Origin of the sequence: Phytohabitans rumicis (assembly GCF_011764445.1) — a bacterium.
Classification (GTDB): Bacteria; Actinomycetota; Actinomycetes; order Mycobacteriales; family Micromonosporaceae; genus Phytohabitans; species Phytohabitans rumicis.
This window is the reverse complement of record NZ_BLPG01000002.1, coordinates 382,601-400,470: the sequence shown is the minus strand read 5'-3', so window position 1 is coordinate 400,470 and position 17,870 is coordinate 382,601. Positions and strand designations below refer to the sequence as shown.

Below are 17,870 nucleotides of genomic sequence, written 5' to 3'. Positions count from 1 at the left end.
TCGCCGAGGGCGGCGGGGACGTCGAAGCGCGCCTTCAGCGAGCCGGACCCGGTCAGGTACAGCCCGCGCCGCCGCGACCAGCCGATGCCGAGCTGGAAGTCCAGCTTGGCGCCGGCGGGCAGGACCTCCCGCAGGAAGCCGCCGGCGTCGGCGGCGGCGACGACCAGCCTGGCCGCCCCGCGCTGAGCTCGACCCCGAAGTCCTGGTTGTCCCGGCTCAGGTCGGCGTACGCGGTGACGGTGAACGGGCCCTTGATCTCCAGGCGGGTACCGTCGACGGCGCCGATGCGCAGCGTCTTGCCGGCCGACACGGTGCGCACGACGCGCAGGTCGGCGCGCAGCCGGACGTCCGTGCTGTCCAGGTCGGTGTGCAGGCCGTCCGGCCCGACCGCGATGACGGTGGCCGCCTGCAGCGCGGTGGTCAGTGTGACCCGCCAGTCCTCGGACTCGCGGTCCAGCGCGAGCGTCCCGCGCGGCGACAGCACCAGGCCGAGTCCCGCGTCCTCGTCCCCGAGAAGCCCGGCGACCAGCTCGAACAGCGGTGGGACCGCGGGGTCCTCGGCGCCGGGCATCCGTACGTGCAGCAGGTGCCGGGCCGCCTCCGCGCTCTCGCCGAGCTCGGGGACGTCGTACCCGTACGTGGCGACGGCGCCGATCTCGTTGAGGAGGTCCGCCAGGGCGGGCAGGACCCGGTCGGCTACCGCGTCGGTGAGCTCCCGGGTGGCCAGGCCGTCCGGCCCGACGTACCGCTCGTGCAGCGTGTCCAGCGGGTCGCGGAGCAGGTCGGGCAGGCGGTCGAGGCGGACCCGGGGCACCGAGGAGGCGTACCGCACCGGGAACTTGGACTGCGGGTCCAGCACCACGGCGGACGCCGGAGCCGGCCCGTCGATCAGCGCGAGCGCCCACAGCACCGTGCCCAGCGTGGGCCGCTGCTGCCGCAGGTACGTGACGACCAGCCAGTTGACCAGGTCGGTGCCCAGCTTCGGGGCGTCCGGCAGCTCGATGCCGGCGATGCCGTCGAGGGCCTTGCGCAGGTCCTTGACCGCGGTGAAGCAGGTGCGCAGCTGCCCGAGCAGCGGCTTGTACGCGGCCAGGTCGGTGGTCGGGTTGTCGGCGAGCTTGCGCAACTGCTCGACCGCGGCGCGGACGTTGTCCAGCAGTTGCCGGAACCGGTCCACCGGGAAGTTCGTCAGGCTGCTCAGGTCCCAGCCCAGCTCGGTGAGCAGCCGGGCCAGCCGGATCGGGTCGTCGGTGGCGGCCCGGATCGGTTCCAGCAGCAGGCCGATCTCGCGGGCCAGCGCGCGGCCGGCGTCGAAGTCGCTCATGGCTTGGGCTCCCAGACCTGCGCGGGGATGTCGGAGTAGTCGGTCGGGTTCAGGACCACCGGCGCGATGGTGCATTGGGTCGGCCGGCCGGTGTCCGAGATGTCCCACCACAGGTGGTGGGTGACGCGCAGCGCGCCGTACGCGGTGCCGTCACCGGAGGCCAGCCGGATCTCGCCGACGTTGTTGAAGCCGACGACCTCGGTACCGACTAGGCGTTCCGCCGCGGTGACGGCGACGCCGAGGACGTCCCCGACCCAGCCGATGACGGCGCCGGCGGTCGCACCCTCCGGGGTCGGCGCACCGGGGAGATGACGGCCGGGCTGTGCCGCCAGCCCGTGATGTACCGCAGCCGCACCCGCCAGTGTTCGGGCACGAAGACCCGCGGGCGCTGCCGGCCTGCCGTCACGTCCAGCCAGGCCGGTTCCTGCTTGAACGAGTCCTGCCAGGAGTTGCCGATGCCGGCCGGGTGGAAGGCCCAGTCGACCTCGGGTGTCAGCTTCGCGGGCCAGCACGCCGCGTCTTCCAGGTTCTCCTGGAAGAGTTCCCGCAAGGGCAGCGCCCGCCAGCCGGTGGCAGTGAGGGCGAACGTGTGCCCGGCCGGGTGACGGAACGAGCTGGCGGTGAGCTGAGCGATGTCGCTGCGCAGCGGGGTGGCCACCGGAGCGGGCTCGCCGTAGGGCTGGCGGGCCCACAGGCCCGCCTTGATGGTGAATCCCATGTGGACGTCGCCGGACAGCATCAGCACGCGGGGCCGGTGCGCCAGCCGTCCGAGCAGCCGGTGGTAGGTCTTCGGGCGCAGCGCCCACGCCTCGTCGTCCAGATAGTAGTTGTTCAGCTCGCTGGTCAGCTTCCGCTGGAGCCGCTCCGCAACCGGCACGCCGAGCACCGGTCCCGGGATGACGACGATCGTCAGGTACGGGGCCGCCGCCGGCGCCGGCAGCTGCGCGACCAGGGCGTCGTCCGAGAGCACACCGGGCGCCGCCTGCGGGTCCGGGTCGAACATGCGCGCCGTGCGCGGGTCGGTCACGATCAGCTCGAACGGCCGGCCGGGCCAGGTGACGCTGTAGTCGTACCGCAGGGCACTGGTGTGTTTGGGCAGCACGGAGGCTCCGCGCCGGGCCGCCGGGAGCCGGCCGGTCGGCACGCCCAGCAGGTCGGCGATCCGGTCGAGCACCGGCTGCCGGTACGGCTGGCCGTTCCAGCCGGGCCGGTCCGGCGCGCCCGGCGAGCCCTCGACCTCGGTCAGGATCTGGGTGCCGGCCGCGCCCGCGGCGGTGAACCGGTCGGGGGTGTTGCCCCACGCCTGGCACAGCGCGTACGCCAGCAGGGCGTTGGTGACGATGCGCCGGGCGAGCGGCTTGGGCGTGGACTCGTGCTCCTCCTCGCCCCAGACCCGCCGGCACCAGTCCCGGCTCAGGTTCCAGTCGTCGGTGACCTCGTGGTCGTCCAGGATCATGTAGGTGACGACGTTCGCGAGCGCGCGCCGGACCCGTGGCAAGGTCTGCCTGAGCTGCTGCACCCACTGGCGTTCCCACCAGTCACCGCCCTCGCTGACCGGCAGCTCGTCCGGCCACAGCGTCGGTGACCAGGCGAGCAGGTACATCGCCAGAAACTCGCCGAGTCCCATGAGATGGCTCTTGGCCAGTTCCGGGTGTTTCAGCCCGCCGGTGAAGCCGGCGGCGTCGAGCGCCAGGTCGGTGCGGGTGCCCGGGGGCAGTGCCGTCGGCCAGTTCGGCAGGGGTACGCCGGGCAGCCACTCACCGGGTACCGGCCAGCCGAGCAGGGTGTCGCCGAAGTCCGTACACATGGCGAGCACGCTGTCGGCGACGTCGTCGGCGTAGATCTGGTCGCCGGTGAGCAGGAGCAGGTGCGGGCGGATCAGCGACCACGGGTCCTCGGCGGTGCTCTCCGCCCGCGCCTTGTCGATGAGGTACCCGACGGTGGCCAACCCGTCGTTGAATTTGCCGTGCAGCTTGCGGCACGAGCCGTGGACGATCCGCAGCCGGCTCAGGTCGCCGGGCGGGAGGGCGAAGCTGGGCAGCGTCTCGTCGCCGAACCCGAGCACCTGCCGGCGTACCTCGTCGTCCTCGTCGCACGACACGATCCCGGATCCGTGAGCCCCTGACCGGCACCGTCGCCCAGCCGTACGTCGTAGCGGTAGCTGACGCCCGCCGTCATCTCGTCGTCACCGGAGACCCGCGCCGTGACCGCGACGATGTGCAGGTGCGCGCCCACCGCCACGGTCGTCCGTGTGCCCTCGGCGATCGGATCGCCCGAGCCGTCCCGATTCCGGTAGACCACGAGCCGCACCCGTTGCCGCTGCCGGAGCGCCAGCCACACGGTGACCTCGGTGTCGGTGGCGTGCCGCACGATCGGCCCGGCGAGCACGATCGGCAGGTTCTCCAGCCGCTGCGCGAGCTTCCAGGGCGGCTCCGTGGCCGCCGGCGACAGGTCAGTCATGGCCGCCAGCGTGCCCCGGCCCACTTGCGGCCCACTTGCGTCCGACTTGCGGGGTACTTTGTGGACGGTTAACCGCGACTTGAGCCGCGGCTCAAGTCAGATGTGGACGATCGGCCGAGCCGGAGCGTCGCTTGGCCGACAGTCGCCGTTCGCCCGGTGGCATAAGGTTTTTGGGTCTGGCGCTGCGGGGGGCGATTGGGGGACGGCGTCTGTGCGTGCGGGCCTCGACGACGAGCTGCGGCTCAACGTGCTCGGCCCGGTCACCGCCACCCGCGCCGGGCACCCGTTGGAGCTGGGCGGGCGCCGGCAGCGGGCGGTGCTCGCCGTGCTCGTGACGGCCCGCGGCGACGCTGTCTCCAGCGATCGCCTGATCGACTGCCTGTGGGGTGACGAACCGCCGCCCCGGCCACTGGCGGCGCTCCAGTCGTACGTCTCGCACCTGCGACGGGTGCTGGAGCCCGGGCGCGCGGCCCGCTCGCGCGGCTCCGTCATCGTCAGCCAGGGCACCGGATACGCCCTGCGGATCGCCCCGGACACCGTCGACGCCAGCCAGTTCGAAGACCTGCTGCGGGCGGCCGGCGCCGCCGACGCGGTCGAGGCCGTCGCCGTGCTGACCCGTGCCCTGGCCCTGTGGCGCGGGCCGGCCTTCGCCGACTACGCGGGGGAGCCGTGGGCAGCCGCCGAGATCGCCCGCCTGCACGAGCTGCGGGAGGTGGCCCGCGAGCAGCTGGTGGCGGCGCGCCTGTGCTGCGGCGAGGCGGCGGTGGTCGTACCCGAGATCGAGGCCCTGGTGGGCGAGCAGCCGCTGCGCGAGGAGCGCTGGCGGCTGCTCGTGCTCGCGCTCTACCGGGCGCACCGGCAGGGCGACGCGCTCGCGGCGCTGAGCCGCGCCCGCCGGACGCTCGCCGACGAGCTCGGCGTCGACCCCGGGCCCGCGCTGCGGGCCTTGGAGGAGGAGGTCCGGGCCCAGTCGCTCCCGGTGCCGGCGCCGCCGGGGTCCGGCAGTCCCGGGTACGCCGTGGCGGAGCCGCCGGTAGTGGACGACCTCGTCGAGCGCGAACGCGAGGTGGCGGAGCTGCGCGGCTGCCTCGCCGGTGCGCTGGAGGGGCGGGCGCGGCTGATGCTGGTCGAAGGACCCGCCGGGATCGGCAAGACCCGGTTGCTGGGCGAGGCCCGGCGGCTGGCCGCCGGCCTCGGGTTCGAGACGCTGGCGGCCCGCGGCGGCCACCTGGAACGCGAGTACGGGTTCGGCGCGGTGCGGCAGCTCTTCGAGCCGGCCGTCGCCGAACCGGAGCGCGGCGCCCGGCTGCTGACCGGCGCCGCCCGGGCCGCCGAGGCGGTCTTCGACGTCGCCGCCGCCCCGGACGGCTCGCTCGCCGTCCTGCACGGCTTGTACTGGCTCACCGTGCGCCTGTCCGGCGACGGGCCGCTGCTGCTGACCGTCGACGACCTGCAGTGGTGCGACACCGCGTCGCTGCGGTACCTGGCCTACCTGGCGCACCGCATGGAAGGGCTGCCCGTCGTGATCGTCGCGGCGCTGCGGACCGGTGGCCCGTACGACGACGAGGCGCTCCTGGCCGAGCTGGCGCACAGCCCGGAGACCACCTCCGTGCGGCCGGGCCCGCTCACCGTCGACGGCACCGGCGACCTGGTCCGCCGCCGGCTCGCCGGCGCCCACGGCGCGTTCGTCAACGCGTGTTACCGCGCCACCTCGGGCAATCCGCTGCTGCTGCGCCAGCTCCTGCGGGCCGTGCAGGCGCAGGGGGTACGCCCGGACGCGGCACACGCCGGAACGGTGACCGCGATCGGTTCGCGAGCCGTGTCCAGCCTGGTGCTGACCCGGCTCGCCCAGCTGCTGCCGGACGCGACCGCGGTGGCGCGGGCGGTCGCCGTGCTCGGCAACGGCGCCGCGCTCCCCGCCGTGGCGGCGCTGGCCGAGCTGCCCGAGGACGCCGCGGCGGCGGCCGTCGCCGCCCTGGCCCGAGCCGAGGTGCTCCGCGACGACTACCCGCTGGGCTTCGTGCATCCGCTCGTGGCCGACGCGGTCTACCGCGACCTGCCGCCCGGCGAGCGCCAGATGCACCACGACCGGGCGGCCCGGGCCCTCGATGCGGTCGGCGCCAGCGCCGAGCAGGTGGGCGCCCAACTGCTGCACGTGCCGCACCGCGGCGATCCGTGGGTGGTGCGGGTGCTCGGCCGGGCCGCAGCACGGGCCGGCGACCGGGGCGCGGCCGACGCCGCGGCCACCTATCTGACCCGGGCGCTCGCCGAGCCGCCCGCGCCGGACCGGCGCCCGCTGGTGCTGCTCGAGCTGGGCCGGGTGCAAGCGTCCAGGGACGGCCAGGCCGCCCTTCGTCACCTGCGGGAGGCGTACGAGACGCTGCCGGACCGGGCGGCGCGGATCCGGGCGGCGCTGATGCTCGCCCGCACGCTGGTCTTCGCCGGGCCGGTCGGCGAGGCGTCCACGTTCGCGCGCGGGGCGACGGCGGAACTGTTCGGCGAGCCCGGCGACGGGCGCGACGACGACAAGCAGGGGCTGCTCGCCCTGGCCCGGATCGGCGGCTACCTGCACGACGTCGACCAGCGCCGATGGCGCGGGCCGGCACCGGCCGTACACGGCGACGGACCCGGCGCCCGGATGCTGGCCGCCGACCTCGCCTGGGAGGCGGTGATGGACAGTGCTGACCGGGAGCGGGCGGTGGCGCTGGCGCGGTTCGCGATCGCTGACGGTGTGCTCTTGGACGCCGACAACGGGCTGCTGTGGGCGGCCGCCGGGACGGCGTTGAACCTCGCTGAGGAGGACACGTTCGCGTTCTGGGAGGCGGCCCAGGCGCACGCCCATCGCAAGGGCTCGCTCTTCGCGGCGCTCGCCGCCCACCTCTGGCGCGGGCACGCCGAGTGGCTGCGCGGCGACCTGCGGGAGGCGTACCAGTCGCTCGTCACCTCGTACGAGCAGTCCGCGAGTGGGGCTCCACCTTCGCCCACGCGTTCGTCGAGGCGCTGATGATCGACATCCTGGTGGACCGCGGCGACCTCGGCGGCGCGCGGGCCCTCGTGGAGCGGGTCCGGCCGCGGCCGCGCATCGCCGACGGCGCGCGGCTGTTCGGTGAGGCCGAGGCGGCGGTGCTGATCGCCGAGCACCGGCACGCCGAGGCGCTGGCCCGGCTGGACGCGGTGGCCCATCTCGTACCCGGGATGGCGAACCCGACGTGGCGGCCGGCGCGGTCGCTGCGGGCCCGGGCGCTCGCCGGCATCGGGCGCCGCGCCGAGGCGATCGACGTTATGTCGGACGAACTGGCCGTGGCCCGCCGGTGGGGCGCGCCGGCGCTGCTCGGCCGCACCCTGTGCCAGCTCGGCGTGCTGCGCGGCGCCGCGGGCGTCCCGCACCTGCGCGAGGCGGTCGCGCTGCTCGCCGGCTCGCACGGCCGGCTGGAGTACGCCCGGGCTCTGCACGCGCTCGCCACGCACGCCGCGACCGCCACGGCGGAGCGGACCTCGCTGCTGTACCGGGCGTACGAGGTGGCGCGGCGCTGCGGCGCCGAGGCGCTGTGCGGCCAGATCTCCGACGCGCTGCGCCACGACGGCGCCGCCGCGCCGCCCGCGCCGGCCCCGCTCACGACGAGCGAGCAGCGGATCGCGGCACGGTACGCCGACGGCGCCGACGAGCACGAGATCGCCGAGGCGCTCTTCCTCACTCCCGCGCGGTGGGCCGGACCCTGGACACGATCCGTGAGCGCCTGGGCGCCGGCACCCGCCATGACCTGCGCGCCGCCCTCGGCGCCGACTAACCCTCCCGCCATTCTCCCCGCCCGCCGCTCTCCGCGGCGATCAAGGACCTCTGCGTCGATCAAGGGCATATGGCCGTGCTTGGATCTCTTTTCCGCGACCCTTTGCCCTTGATCGGCGGGGAAGTCCTTGATCGACGGACGCGGCGGGGTGGCACGGCGACCTTGAGCTCGCGCCGGTCTGCGTCACCTCGATCAAGGGATCGTGCGTCGATCAAGGGCAAACGGTCGTGGATCGGAGATCAAAGCACGGCCATATGCCCTTGATCGACGCTGAACTTCTTGATCGACGACGCGGCGAACGCGCCGCGCGGGCTGGAGCGCCCGGCGGCTCCCTCAGATCGTGGGGATCCACACCCGCATGGGGTGCGGGCCGCGGTTGGCCCAGGCGTAGTACGGGACGAGGGTGAGCGCCGCGGGTCGCGTCCGCGGCGCCGGTGCGCCGTACGCCCGGTACGGCGAGCCGGCGGGCTCCAGGACCGCGCCCTCGGCGTGCAGGACGGTGACGCCGTCGAGCAGGTCCGACCGGTGCTCGGGGTGCAGTGGTGCGGACGGGTCGATGCGCAGGTCCTCCAGGACAGCGCCGTCCGGCTGGTCGGGCTGCTCGATGGTGTACACCAGCGGGCCGCGGGCGACCGCGACGCAGCCGCGGGTGGCGTCCACCCGGTCGTCGGCCACCAGCAGGCGGGCGGGCATGGGCAGGTCCAGCGACACCTGCTCGCCCGCGCGGAACACCCGCCGGACCCGGGCGTACGCGCCGGCCGGCACCGGTCGTCCGTCCAGAGTGGACCCTTGGGCCCAGTCCGGCACCCGCAGCGCCAGCTCCACCTCCCGTGGTGGCGCCTCCCGCACGGTCACGGTCACCTGGCCGTCCCACGGGTATGCGGTGTCGACGTCCACGGCGAACTCGCCGGCGCGCAGGGAGGCCGGGGCGTACTGGTGCACCTGGAGTCCGTCCGCGGTGCCGGTGGCCAGGTAGGCGGGCAGGCTGGCCAGGGTGCGCATCACGTTGGGCGGGCAGCAGGCGCAGTTGAACCAGGGCCGCCGGCCGTGTGCGGGGGAGCGCTCCAGGTCGCCCCGGGCGCCGGTGCGCCGGTGCAGCGTGTTCACGTAGAAGTAGTCGGCGTCGGTCAGCGACACCCCGGGCAGGACGGCGTTGTACAGCAGCAGCTCGATCTGGTCGGCGTACTGCGGCTCGCCGGTGGCCAGCAGCAGCCGCCACGCCCACTGCATCGCACCGATCGCCGCGCACGTCTCCGCGTACGCCCGGTCCGGCGGCAGCTCGTACGCCTCGCCGAACGCCTCGCCGTCCCACCGGGAGCCGACCGCGCCGGTGACGTGTTGCTTGCCCCGGCGCATCGCGTCGTACTGGCGGCGCACCGCGGCGAGCAACTCGGCGTCGCCGGTCTCGATGGCGACGTCGGTGGCGCCCGCGGCGAAGTAGATGGCCCGCACCGCGTGACCCTCCACCGTGGACGCCTCGCGCACGGGTACCCGGTCGGAGTAGTGGGCGGGGTCGCCGTAGTGCGAGGGGTCGAAGCCGGACTTGGCGGCCCAGCCGTGCCCGCGGGCGTCGACGAAGTGCCGGGCCAGGTCGAGGTAGCGCCGCTCGCCGGTCTGCCGGTACAGCTCCACGAGGCCCATCTCGACGACCGGGTGCCCGTCCAGTTCGGGCCGCAGGTCGGCGCCGGGACCGAACGTGTCGGCGAGGTGGTCGCCGAACCGGGTGGCGACCTCCAGCAGCCCGGTCTCGCCGGTGGCCCGGGCCGCCGCCACGGCGGCCTGGAAGAGGTGCCCGGCGCAATAGTGTTCGTGGCTCATCCACAGCGCCGCGTACGGCTCCTCGCCGCAGATCTGGATGGCGGAGTTGAGGTAGCCGTCCTTGCGCTGCGCGGCGGCGAGGGTGCCGCCGAACTCGCGCAGCCACGCCAGCAGGGCCGGGTCGGGATCACGGCCGTGCTCCCACGCGACCGCCTCCAGCCACTTGTACACGTCGGAGTCCCGGAAGCTCTGCCCGGCCGCCTCGCCGGCCTGTGAACCGGCCGCTATCCGCAGGTTCGCGATGCTGCCGACCTTGGCGAGCCGGTCGTACCCGACCGGGATCGCGGCGCGGTTGGTGACGGCCCGGCGCGCCCAGAAGCCGTCCGCGAGGCGGGCGCCGTCCAGCGGCCGCAGGGCCACCGTCGCCGCGGGGCTGGGGGAGACCGGCGTCATGCGGCGGCCTGCCGCACGAACCGGACCCCGTCGGCGATGACGACCGCGTCGGCGGCGTCGGTGAGCACCACGTCCCCGCCGACGCCGCCGTCGAAGCGGAACACGCCGAGCGAGACCCACTGGCCGCTGCGCGGGTCCGGGGTACCGGCGAGCTTCTGGTTGACCGCCACCGGGGTGCTGCCGTCCGCGTGGTTGACGGTGTACGTCGCGTTCGTCGCCCGGTTGGTCCCCGGTGAGTACGAGACGAGCACCTCGTACCGGTCGTCGCCGGGCAGCGCCGGCCACCAGCGGACCGCGCTCGCGCCGGTGCCGGCGGCGTGCGAGAGGTAGTTGAAGCCGTAGTATCCGGCGACGCCCCGGCTGCTGGGCCAGGTGCCGGACACCACCTGGAAGCCGAAGTTTCCATTGTCGACGGTGATTTCCTCGCGGACGTCGGCCGGGGTGGGGGCCTGTACGAGGCTCAGCTCGTCGAGCCCGATGGCCGTGCCGCCGCCGCGTCCGGGGCCGGCGAGCGTGAACCGGATGGTGTGCCGGCCGGGCCGCAGCCGCAGCTGGTCCAGCCGCGCCACGTCGTACCCGTTGTTGCGCCAGGCGGTCATGTCCAGTGTGGAGACCCGCGGGGTCTGGCCGTCGACGGTGATCCGGACGACCCCGCCGTCGAGCGTGCGGAAGTAGCGCAGCCACAGTTCGTACTCGCCGCCCCGGCCGACGACGAAGGGGTACTCGATGAAGTCCCCGGTTGCCGCGGGCGTGTACGCGGCGCGGGCGCCGCCGCGCGCGGTGGCCTCCTTGACGAAGCTCACGGTGCCGCCGGAGACACGCGCTCGGGGCGCGGGGCAGCCCAGGTCGTGTGCGTCCTCGGTCAGGCGTGGGCCGGACCGCGGGGTGTCCCGGCCCTGTGTGAGCCACTCCAGGTTGAAGCGGGCGACGGCCAGCCGGCGCGGGCTGCCGTCGAGGTCGCCGTCGCAGCCGTACGCCAGGACGATGGTGCCGTCGGACATGCGCGCCAGGTCCGAGTAGTACGACCGGCCCGGATTGACGACCCGGCTGTACCGGAACGAGTTGCCCTCGTCGTAGCTGACCGACACGGTCATGTTCCACCGCATCGGCGCGTCCGGGCGGCTGAAGAGCATCCGGTCCACGTCCCGGCTGCGCGGGCCGCCGGTGTACCGGATGAGGCTGGCGTCGCAGCCGTTGAACAGCCCGGCGCCGTTGTCGTTGCGGGTCGGCGACCAGGTGATGCCGCCGTCGTCGCTGACCGAGATGCTGCGCGGCCAGTCCTGCCCGGAGCCGGGCCGGCTGTTCATGACGATGGTGCCGTCGGCGCGCTCGACCACCCGGGCCTCGCCCACGGTGGGGGTGTCCGGGCTCATCGGCACCGCGCCGCCGGACAGCCAGGTGCGGCCGTGGTCGTCGCTGTAGACGGTGGAGACGCCGTAGTTACGCTCGGCGGTCGGTACGCCGGTGATGATGGTGCGGTGCGAGACGGCGACCAGCAACCGTCCATTGCGGAGCTGGATGCCGTGGCCGGGGCCCGGCCCGTGCATCGCCCAGTTGTAGGAGAAGTGGGCGAACAGGCCGGTCAGGTCCTGGCGCTCGCTCCAGGTGGCGCCGCCGTCGGTGCTGGACGTGACGTAGAACGTGCTGGAGTCGGCCGAGCAGGTGGTGTTCTCCGGCAGCCGGACGCAGTTGTTGTGGAACAGGAACACCTCGCCGGTGACGTGGTCGACGACGAAGGTGGGGTTGGCGAAGGTCTCGCCGTTGACCGCCTCCGCCAGCACCTGCTGCGGGGTCCAGGTGCGCCCGCCGTCGGTGCTGCGCCGCAGCAGCAGGTCGTGCGGGCCGGCGTCGCACGTCTCGTGCCGGCCCTCGACGCACACCAGGATGGTGTCGTCCGGCAGTACGGCCAGCCCGTGCACGAAGTAGCTGGACAGCGGGTCGACGGCCGAGTCCCAGAGGGTGTTCTCCTCGAAGAACGGCGCGGCGGGCGGGCCGGACGCGGAGGCCGGGGACGGCAGGGCGACCGCGGCGGCGCCGGCGGCGAGCCCGAGGGTGAAGGTTCGTCTACTGATGGGGGACGAGGTCATGGGCTTCTCCTAAAGTCTCGGCGAGTACGGCGCGGAGGGCGGCCAGTTCGTCGTCGGAGTACGGCAGGAACGGCGGTACGGCGTGCGGCGGGCAGAGCCCGAGCAGGTGCAGGGCGGTCTTCATGGCTACGACGCCGCTGGCGCCCGGCCGTACGCCGAAGAGGGCGCGTAGCCGGTCGACGTCGCGCTGGCGCTCGGCGGCGGCCGCGTGCTCGCCGCGTAGCCCGAGCCGGAACAGGTCGAGGCAGAGCGCGGGGGCGAGCATGGCGACGCCGGGCACCACCCCGGTCGCGCCGGCGTGCAGCGCGCTGGCCATCCGCCACTCCACGCCCTGGGCCACATGCACGTCGTCCCGGTCCCGGGCCAGGTCGCAGAGCTTCGCCAGGAGCTCGTCGTCGGCGGAGCTGTCCTTGAGTCCGATGACGCCCGGCTCGTCGAGCAGGCGGCCGACGGTGTCCACGGTGAGCGCGTTGCCGGTGTACAGCGGGCTGTTGTAGACCACGACCGGCCGGCCGCATGCGACGACGGCGCGGAAGTGTGCGTACAGCTCGGGTTGCGTGTGTCGAAAGTAGAACGGGGCCAGCGCCACGACGGCGTCCAGGTCGACGTCGGCGAGCGCCGCCACGCGGTCCAGCGTTTCGCGGGTGCCGGCGCCGGCCACGGTGACCGTGATCCGGGCGGGCGCCCCGGCCAGTTCGCGCCACCGCGCCGACACGTCTTCGGCGTACGCCCGCACGGCGTTCGCGGACAGCGCGGGGCCCTCACCGTTGGTGCCGGCCAGCATCAGCGTGGTGATCCCGGCGGCCGCGAGGTGCGCCAGCAGCGGTTGGACGGCCGCCGCGTCGGGCCGGCCGTGCGCGTCCAGCGCGGTGACGAGCGGGATGGTCACCCCGGCGACCGGGTGGCCGGCGTGGGGGTCAGCGGTCGGCATGGCCCCGGACGCTACCGCCAACATGATCAGCGCACCAGACGCTAATAGGTATTAGTAATTCGCCGCCGTTACCGATGAGTTGCCTATTGACAGTTGCGAAGCCCTGGGCCGAAACTGTTGAGCCATCCGAGCTAGGACGCATTAGCACCGCATGAGCGCTGGACTGAATGAGCACTGGACTGAAAGAGCACTGGACTGAACGAGCAGAGGGGCTTCGATGACTCGACGACCGGCGAGACGGCCGACGCAGGCCGACATCGCGCGCCTCGCCGGCGTCAGCCAGGCCACCGTCTCGCTCGTGCTCAACGAACGCGACGCCGACGTGCGGATCAGCCCGGCGACCCGCGAGCGGGTGCTGACCGTGATGCGCGAGTGGGGCTACGTCGCCAACGCCTCGGCCCGGTCGCTGGCCGGCGGGAGCAACAAGATCATCGGTGTCTACACGTTCGAGCCGGTGTTCCCGACCACCAGCGTCGACTTCTACTTCCCGTTCCTGCTCGGCATGGAGCAGGAGGCCGCCGAGCTCGGCTACGACCTGCTGCTGTTCACCAGCGCGGGCGGCCAGCGGCAGATCTTCCGCGAGGGGCCACCCGGCTCGCGCTGGCCGACGGCGCGCTGCTGCTCGGCCGCGACCCCAACGTCGAGGAGATCGAGCGGCTGCGCGACTCCGGCTTCCCGTTCGTCTACGTCGGGCACCGCGAGGTCTCCGGCGCCCCGATCTCGTACGTCGCCGCCGACTACGCCAGCACCACGCAGCGGCTCACCGAGCGGCTCTTCGCGCTGGGCCACGAGCGGGTGGCGTACGCGCGGCTCGGAGACGGCGACGCGCAGCCCAGCCGCGACCGCGAGAAGGGCTTCCGCAAGGCCATGCCGGGCCGCCTCGCCGGTCCGGTGTGGACACTCGCGGCGGAGACCGAAGTGGACGGTCTCGTCGCGGAGATCCTGCACGGCGGCGTCACCGGCGTCGTCGCGGAGCAGGAGCTGCTCGCCGAGCAGATCCTGGCCAGCCTCCAGCGGCGCGGGCTGTCCGTCCCCGACGACCTGAGCGTGGTCGTGCTCGGCGACTCCACCGGGGCGCGCGGCGGCGAGATTCCCTGGACCGGCCTGGCCGTGCCGCGCGAGCAGATGGGCCGCGAGGCCACCCGCCTGCTCATCCAGCAGTTGGAAGACCCCGACGCGCCCACCCGGAGCGAGAGCGTCGCGTGCCCCCTGATACCGGGCGCCACCGTAGCGAGCCCACGAGAACCCGGAGTGTCACGATGATCCAGCCCGTACCCGCCGACTGGAACACCTGGGACGTCCAGTACCACACCGCCGCGGCCCATCTGCCCTCCGGCACCCGGGTACGCGTCGCCCTCGGCACCCCGGACGGGGCGCTGGTCGACGACTTCACCTGGCGGCGCGGGCTGGAGCGGCTCGGCCACCACACCGTCGACGGCGAGTACGCCGAGGTGACCGTGCGCCACGAGGAGACGCTGCTGCGGCTCGTCTTCGCCCGGCCGCGCCCGGATGTCCTGTGTGGACTGGCCGAGCTGGACGGCGCGGGATCGGTCCACCTGATCGTGGACACGCTGCCCGGCGCGCCCGCCGGCGACGGCGTCGAGTGGCCGTACGCCTTCTCCGCGCCGGTCACCGCCGAGGTAACCGATGCCGGAGCGCGACGGCTGAGCTTCCCGCCGGACGCGAAGGCGTGCCGGTTCGTGGTGGGCGGCGACGAGGGGGACCTCGCGTTCGACTTCGACGCGGCGCGCGAGCGGGCCGAGTCGGCGGCGATCGGCAGCTCCGGCTGGCTCGGCCGGTCCGCCGAGGGCTACCAGCGCGCCCTGACCTGGAACACGGTCATCCGCAGCGACCTGGGCCGGGTCATCACGCCCACCTCGCGCGACTTCGTCAGCCAGGCGCGCGACGGCTTCTACGGCACCTGGGCGCTGCACGGCTGGGACACGTTCTTCTGCGGGCTGGCCGCGACCTGGATCGACCACGACTACTCACGCGGCATCTACGACCAGATCCTGGAGCAGATCACCCCGGCGGCTTCGTGCCCAACCGGGTCTCCGACGAGCGGGGCCGCACCGACGACCGGTCCCAGCCGCCGGTCGGCGCGTACACGATGCTGAAGTCGTATCTGAGCACCGGGCTGTCCGACGAGACGCGCGACCGGCGGCTGCTCGCCGACGCGTACCCGCTGCTGCTGGGCTGGCACGACTGGTGGACGAGGGCCCGGCGCGGGCCGCACGGCGCGCTCGCCTACGGCTCCGACCCGACCGACGACCCGAAGTCGGCCACTGTGGACAGCACCCGCCGGGAGTCCGGCCTGGACGACTCCCCGATGTACGACGAGATCCAGTACGACCCGCGAACGCACACGATGGACCTGGCCGACGTCGGGCTCAACGCGCTGCACGCCGTCGACAGCGAGGCCCTCGCCCTGATCGCCGACCGGCTCGCAAACGCCGGCACCGCCGCGCGGCTGCGTGCCGAGCTGGCCGAGGCCGGCCGGCGGATGGACGAGGTCTTCTGGGACGAGGACGCCGGCCACTACCGCAACCGCCGCGCCGACGGCACGTTCGACGTGCACCTCGCGCCGACCATGCTGTGGCCGCTGCTGGCCCGGATCCCCGACCCGGACCGGGCCCGGCGCATGGTGGACACGCTCCTGGTGCCCGAGCTGCTCGGCGGGTCGCCGCCGCTGCCCAGCGTCTCGCGCAGCGACCCCGGGTACAACCGGCACTACTGCCGCGGGCGGGTCTGGGGGCCGCACGCGTTCCTCGTCGTAGAGGGGCTGCGCCGGTACGAGATGGACGACCGGGTCCGGCAGATCGTCGACGAGCTGCTGGCCATCTTCCGGCTCGAGTGGGAGCAGCACAGCCACGTGCACGAGAACTACTTCTCCGACCCGGAGGAGGACATCCACCCGTTCGCGGCCCGCTCGGATTTCCTGATGGGCTGGGGCAACCTGCTGGCGTACCTGGCGATGCAGGAGCTGGTCGACGCCCGGCCCGGCGGCTGGCGGTTCGCCCATCCGGGGCGGCCGGCCGAGCTGACCAACCTCGTGCTGACCGAGGGGAAGCTCAGCGTCGTCGCGGCCGACCGGCTCTTGGTCACCCTGGACGGTGCGGTCCTCCTCGACGCCCCACCGGAGGTCGTCGTCGAGGACTACACGCGCACGGCGGACAGCGTGCGGGCCGTGCTCCGGGGATCCGGTCGGGTGCTGATCGGCGTGCCGGGGGGCGGCACCGTCGAGGTCGCCGCCGAGGGCCGCACGCCGGTGGAGCTCACATCATGATCCGGGTCATCGTCACGCGGCTGCTCACCGGCGTGCTGGTGATGTGGGGCGCGGCCTCGCTCATCTTCCTCATCGTGCGGGTCGCCCCCGGCGACCCGGCGTTGATCCTGCTGGGGCCGGACGCGAGCCGGGAACAGGTCGCCGAGCTGACCGCGTCGCTCGGCCTGGACCGGCCGCTGATCGTCCAGTACGCCAACTACCTCGCCGACGCGGCCCGGTTCGACTTCGGCAACTCGTACCTGCTCGGCCGGCCGGCGATGCCGGAGGTGCTGGAGCGGCTGCCGGCCAGCGCCGAGCTGATGCTCACGGCCACCACCATCGCCGTCGTCCTCGGCATCACGCTCGGGCTGCTGGCCGGCGGCCGCCCCGGCAGCGCCGTCGACCGGGTGGTGTCGGCGGCCACGATCGCGCTGCAGTCGTTCCCACGTTCTGGGTCGGCATCATGCTGATCCTCGTCTTCGCGCTGGTGCTGCGGATGCTGCCCAGCGCGGGGCCGGCACGCCCGCGCACATCCTGCTGCCGGCGGTCACGCTGGCGCTGCCGTTCACCGCCATCGTCGCCCGGCTGACCCGCACCAGCGTCGCCGAGACGATGCGCGAGCCGTACATCCAGACGGCCCGGTCGAAGGGGCTCACCGAGCGGCAGGTGCTGACCGGGCACACGCTGCGCAACTCGCTCATCCCGGTGGTCACGGTCATCGGGCTGCACATGGGCGGGCTCATGGGCGGCGCGGTCATCGTCGAGAACGTCTTCGCCTGGCCCGGCCTCGGCTCGCTCGTGGTGGACGCGGTGTCCACCCGCGACTACGCGATGGTGCAGGCGGCCACCTTCCTGATCGCCGGCATCGTGATGGTGTTCAACCTCGCCGCGGACCTGCTGTACTCCCAATTGGACCCGCGCATCCGGCTGGATGGCGCGGCATGACGGCCGCCCGCCGGCGCGTGCTGCGCCGCGTCCCGTACCTGGTGCTCGCCGCGTACGCGCTGATCGGCGGGATCGGCCCGCTGCTGATCGACTACAACCCGGTCCGCACCCCCTTGAGGACCGGCTGCTCGCTCCGGGCTCGCGGGTCTCGACCGGCGGGACCGCGTGGCTGGGCACCGACGGCCTCGGCCGCGACGTGCTCGCCCAGGTCGTGTACGGCGCCCGCACCTCGGTGATCATCGGAGTGTCCACCGTGGTCGTCGCGGCCGTCATCGGCGTCGCCGTCGGCATCGTCGCCGGCTACTTCCGCGGCTGGCTCGACACCGTCCTGGCCCGCGGCATCGACATCCTGCTCGCCTTCCCATCCATCCTGCTCACCATCGTCATCGCGGGCGCGTTCCAGCGCAGCGTCACCGTCGTCGTGGCGGCCCTGTCCGCGACCGCCTGGATCTCCTTCGCCCGCGTCACCCGCGGCGTCGCCCTGTCCACAAGGGAGCGCGCCTGGGTGGATTCGGCCCGGGTGCTCGGCGTACCACGGATCCACGTCATCGTGCGGCACATCCTGCCGTTCACCGCCGGTCCGGTGGTCGCTCTGGCCACGTTGGAGTTCGCGCTCGTCGTGCTGGCCGAGGCGGGGCTGAGCTTCCTCGGCATCGGCCTGCCGAACTCCGCCGTGTCGTGGGGCCAGACCATCGCCAACGGCAAGCAGTACCTGGCCACCGCCTGGTGGATCTCGGCACTGCCCGGTTTCGCACTGTCACTGCTGATCATCAACATCGGAATCCTGGGGGACCAGCTCACCGCCCGGTACGGGCGCGGACGCACGTCCTAACACCCCTCGACAGACGGGAACCCCACA

The 17,870-nt window shown here is 73.6% G+C and carries 15 protein-coding genes and 1 pseudogene; 10 read left to right on the top strand and 6 right to left on the bottom strand.

Features of this window, described 5'->3' with window-relative positions; translation table 11 throughout:
• Positions 1-52: 52 nt before the first annotated feature.
• From Prum_RS45480 to Prum_RS45470, 3 genes are all read right to left on the bottom strand, one after another.
• Positions 53-1,324 carry a hypothetical protein gene (locus tag Prum_RS45480; RefSeq protein WP_173085448.1) on the bottom strand — a complete coding sequence of 424 codons (1,272 nt, stop codon included), beginning with the start codon at positions 1,322-1,324 and terminating at the stop codon, positions 53-55.
• A 208-nt stretch (positions 1,325-1,532) separates the two neighbouring features.
• The gene (locus Prum_RS45475) at positions 1,533-3,425 is read right to left on the bottom strand and encodes a metallophosphoesterase family protein (RefSeq protein WP_173085446.1); all 1,893 of its coding nucleotides are present in this window, start codon (positions 3,423-3,425) and stop codon (positions 1,533-1,535) included.
• Complete coding sequence (locus tag Prum_RS45470; RefSeq protein ID WP_173085444.1) at positions 3,332-3,784, bottom strand: hypothetical protein; 453 nt, start codon at positions 3,782-3,784, stop codon at positions 3,332-3,334. The genes Prum_RS45475 and Prum_RS45470 overlap by 94 nt, the downstream gene beginning before the upstream one ends.
• 211 nt (positions 3,785-3,995) lie before the next feature.
• Here Prum_RS45470 and Prum_RS45465 point away from each other — a divergent pair, with 211 nt between their 5' ends.
• Together Prum_RS45465 and Prum_RS50390 are read left to right on the top strand one after the other, a co-directional pair.
• Positions 3,996-6,788: an ATP-binding protein gene (locus Prum_RS45465; protein ID WP_218577897.1), complete on the top strand. Its 2,793-nt coding sequence runs from the start codon at positions 3,996-3,998 to the stop codon at positions 6,786-6,788.
• Positions 6,788-7,684: a hypothetical protein gene (locus Prum_RS50390; protein WP_218577896.1), complete on the top strand. Its 897-nt coding sequence runs from the start codon at positions 6,788-6,790 to the stop codon at positions 7,682-7,684. Before Prum_RS45465 ends, Prum_RS50390 begins: the two co-directional genes overlap by 1 nt.
• Before the next feature lie 221 nt (positions 7,685-7,905).
• Here the strand turns inward: Prum_RS50390 and Prum_RS45460 are convergent, their stop codons facing one another.
• From Prum_RS45460 to Prum_RS45450, 3 genes are read right to left on the bottom strand one after another with little or no spacing between them, the layout of a single operon-like run.
• Positions 7,906-9,783, bottom strand: a complete 1,878-nt coding sequence (locus tag Prum_RS45460) for a glycoside hydrolase family 127 protein (RefSeq protein ID WP_173085442.1) — start codon at positions 9,781-9,783, stop codon at positions 7,906-7,908.
• Entirely contained in the window at positions 9,780-11,870 is a 2,091-nt protein-coding gene (locus tag Prum_RS45455) for a golvesin C-terminal-like domain-containing protein (RefSeq protein ID WP_173085440.1), read from the bottom strand. The genes Prum_RS45460 and Prum_RS45455 overlap by 4 nt, the downstream gene beginning before the upstream one ends.
• The gene (locus Prum_RS45450; protein ID WP_173085437.1) at positions 11,848-12,801 is read right to left on the bottom strand and encodes a dihydrodipicolinate synthase family protein; all 954 of its coding nucleotides are present in this window, start codon (positions 12,799-12,801) and stop codon (positions 11,848-11,850) included. The genes Prum_RS45455 and Prum_RS45450 overlap by 23 nt, the downstream gene beginning before the upstream one ends.
• A 217-nt stretch (positions 12,802-13,018) precedes the next feature.
• Here Prum_RS45450 and Prum_RS55610 point away from each other — a divergent pair.
• The 8 genes and pseudogenes from Prum_RS55610 to Prum_RS45410 form a co-directional block, all read left to right on the top strand.
• Positions 13,019-13,132: pseudogene (locus Prum_RS55610) on the top strand (LacI family DNA-binding transcriptional regulator); the annotation flags it as partial.
• 41 nt (positions 13,133-13,173) lie between these two features.
• Positions 13,174-14,064: a LacI family DNA-binding transcriptional regulator gene (locus Prum_RS45440; RefSeq protein ID WP_173085435.1), complete on the top strand. Its 891-nt coding sequence runs from the start codon at positions 13,174-13,176 to the stop codon at positions 14,062-14,064.
• Entirely contained in the window at positions 14,061-14,918 is an 858-nt protein-coding gene (locus Prum_RS45435) for a hypothetical protein (protein ID WP_173085433.1), read from the top strand. Before Prum_RS45440 ends, Prum_RS45435 begins: the two co-directional genes overlap by 4 nt.
• Positions 14,840-16,087, top strand: coding sequence for an MGH1-like glycoside hydrolase domain-containing protein (locus Prum_RS45430; RefSeq protein WP_173085431.1), 1,248 nt, complete (start codon positions 14,840-14,842; stop codon positions 16,085-16,087). The genes Prum_RS45435 and Prum_RS45430 overlap by 79 nt, the downstream gene beginning before the upstream one ends.
• Positions 16,084-16,536, top strand: coding sequence for an ABC transporter permease (locus Prum_RS45425; protein ID WP_173085429.1), 453 nt, complete (start codon positions 16,084-16,086; stop codon positions 16,534-16,536). Before Prum_RS45430 ends, Prum_RS45425 begins: the two co-directional genes overlap by 4 nt.
• Complete coding sequence (locus Prum_RS45420) at positions 16,517-17,011, top strand: ABC transporter permease (RefSeq protein WP_173086517.1); 495 nt, start codon at positions 16,517-16,519, stop codon at positions 17,009-17,011. Before Prum_RS45425 ends, Prum_RS45420 begins: the two co-directional genes overlap by 20 nt.
• Positions 17,008-17,247: a hypothetical protein gene (locus Prum_RS45415; protein WP_173085427.1), complete on the top strand. Its 240-nt coding sequence runs from the start codon at positions 17,008-17,010 to the stop codon at positions 17,245-17,247. The genes Prum_RS45420 and Prum_RS45415 overlap by 4 nt, the downstream gene beginning before the upstream one ends.
• The gene (locus Prum_RS45410) at positions 17,208-17,843 is read left to right on the top strand and encodes an ABC transporter permease (RefSeq protein WP_173085425.1); all 636 of its coding nucleotides are present in this window, start codon (positions 17,208-17,210) and stop codon (positions 17,841-17,843) included. Before Prum_RS45415 ends, Prum_RS45410 begins: the two co-directional genes overlap by 40 nt.
• Positions 17,844-17,870: the final 27 nt, after the last annotated feature.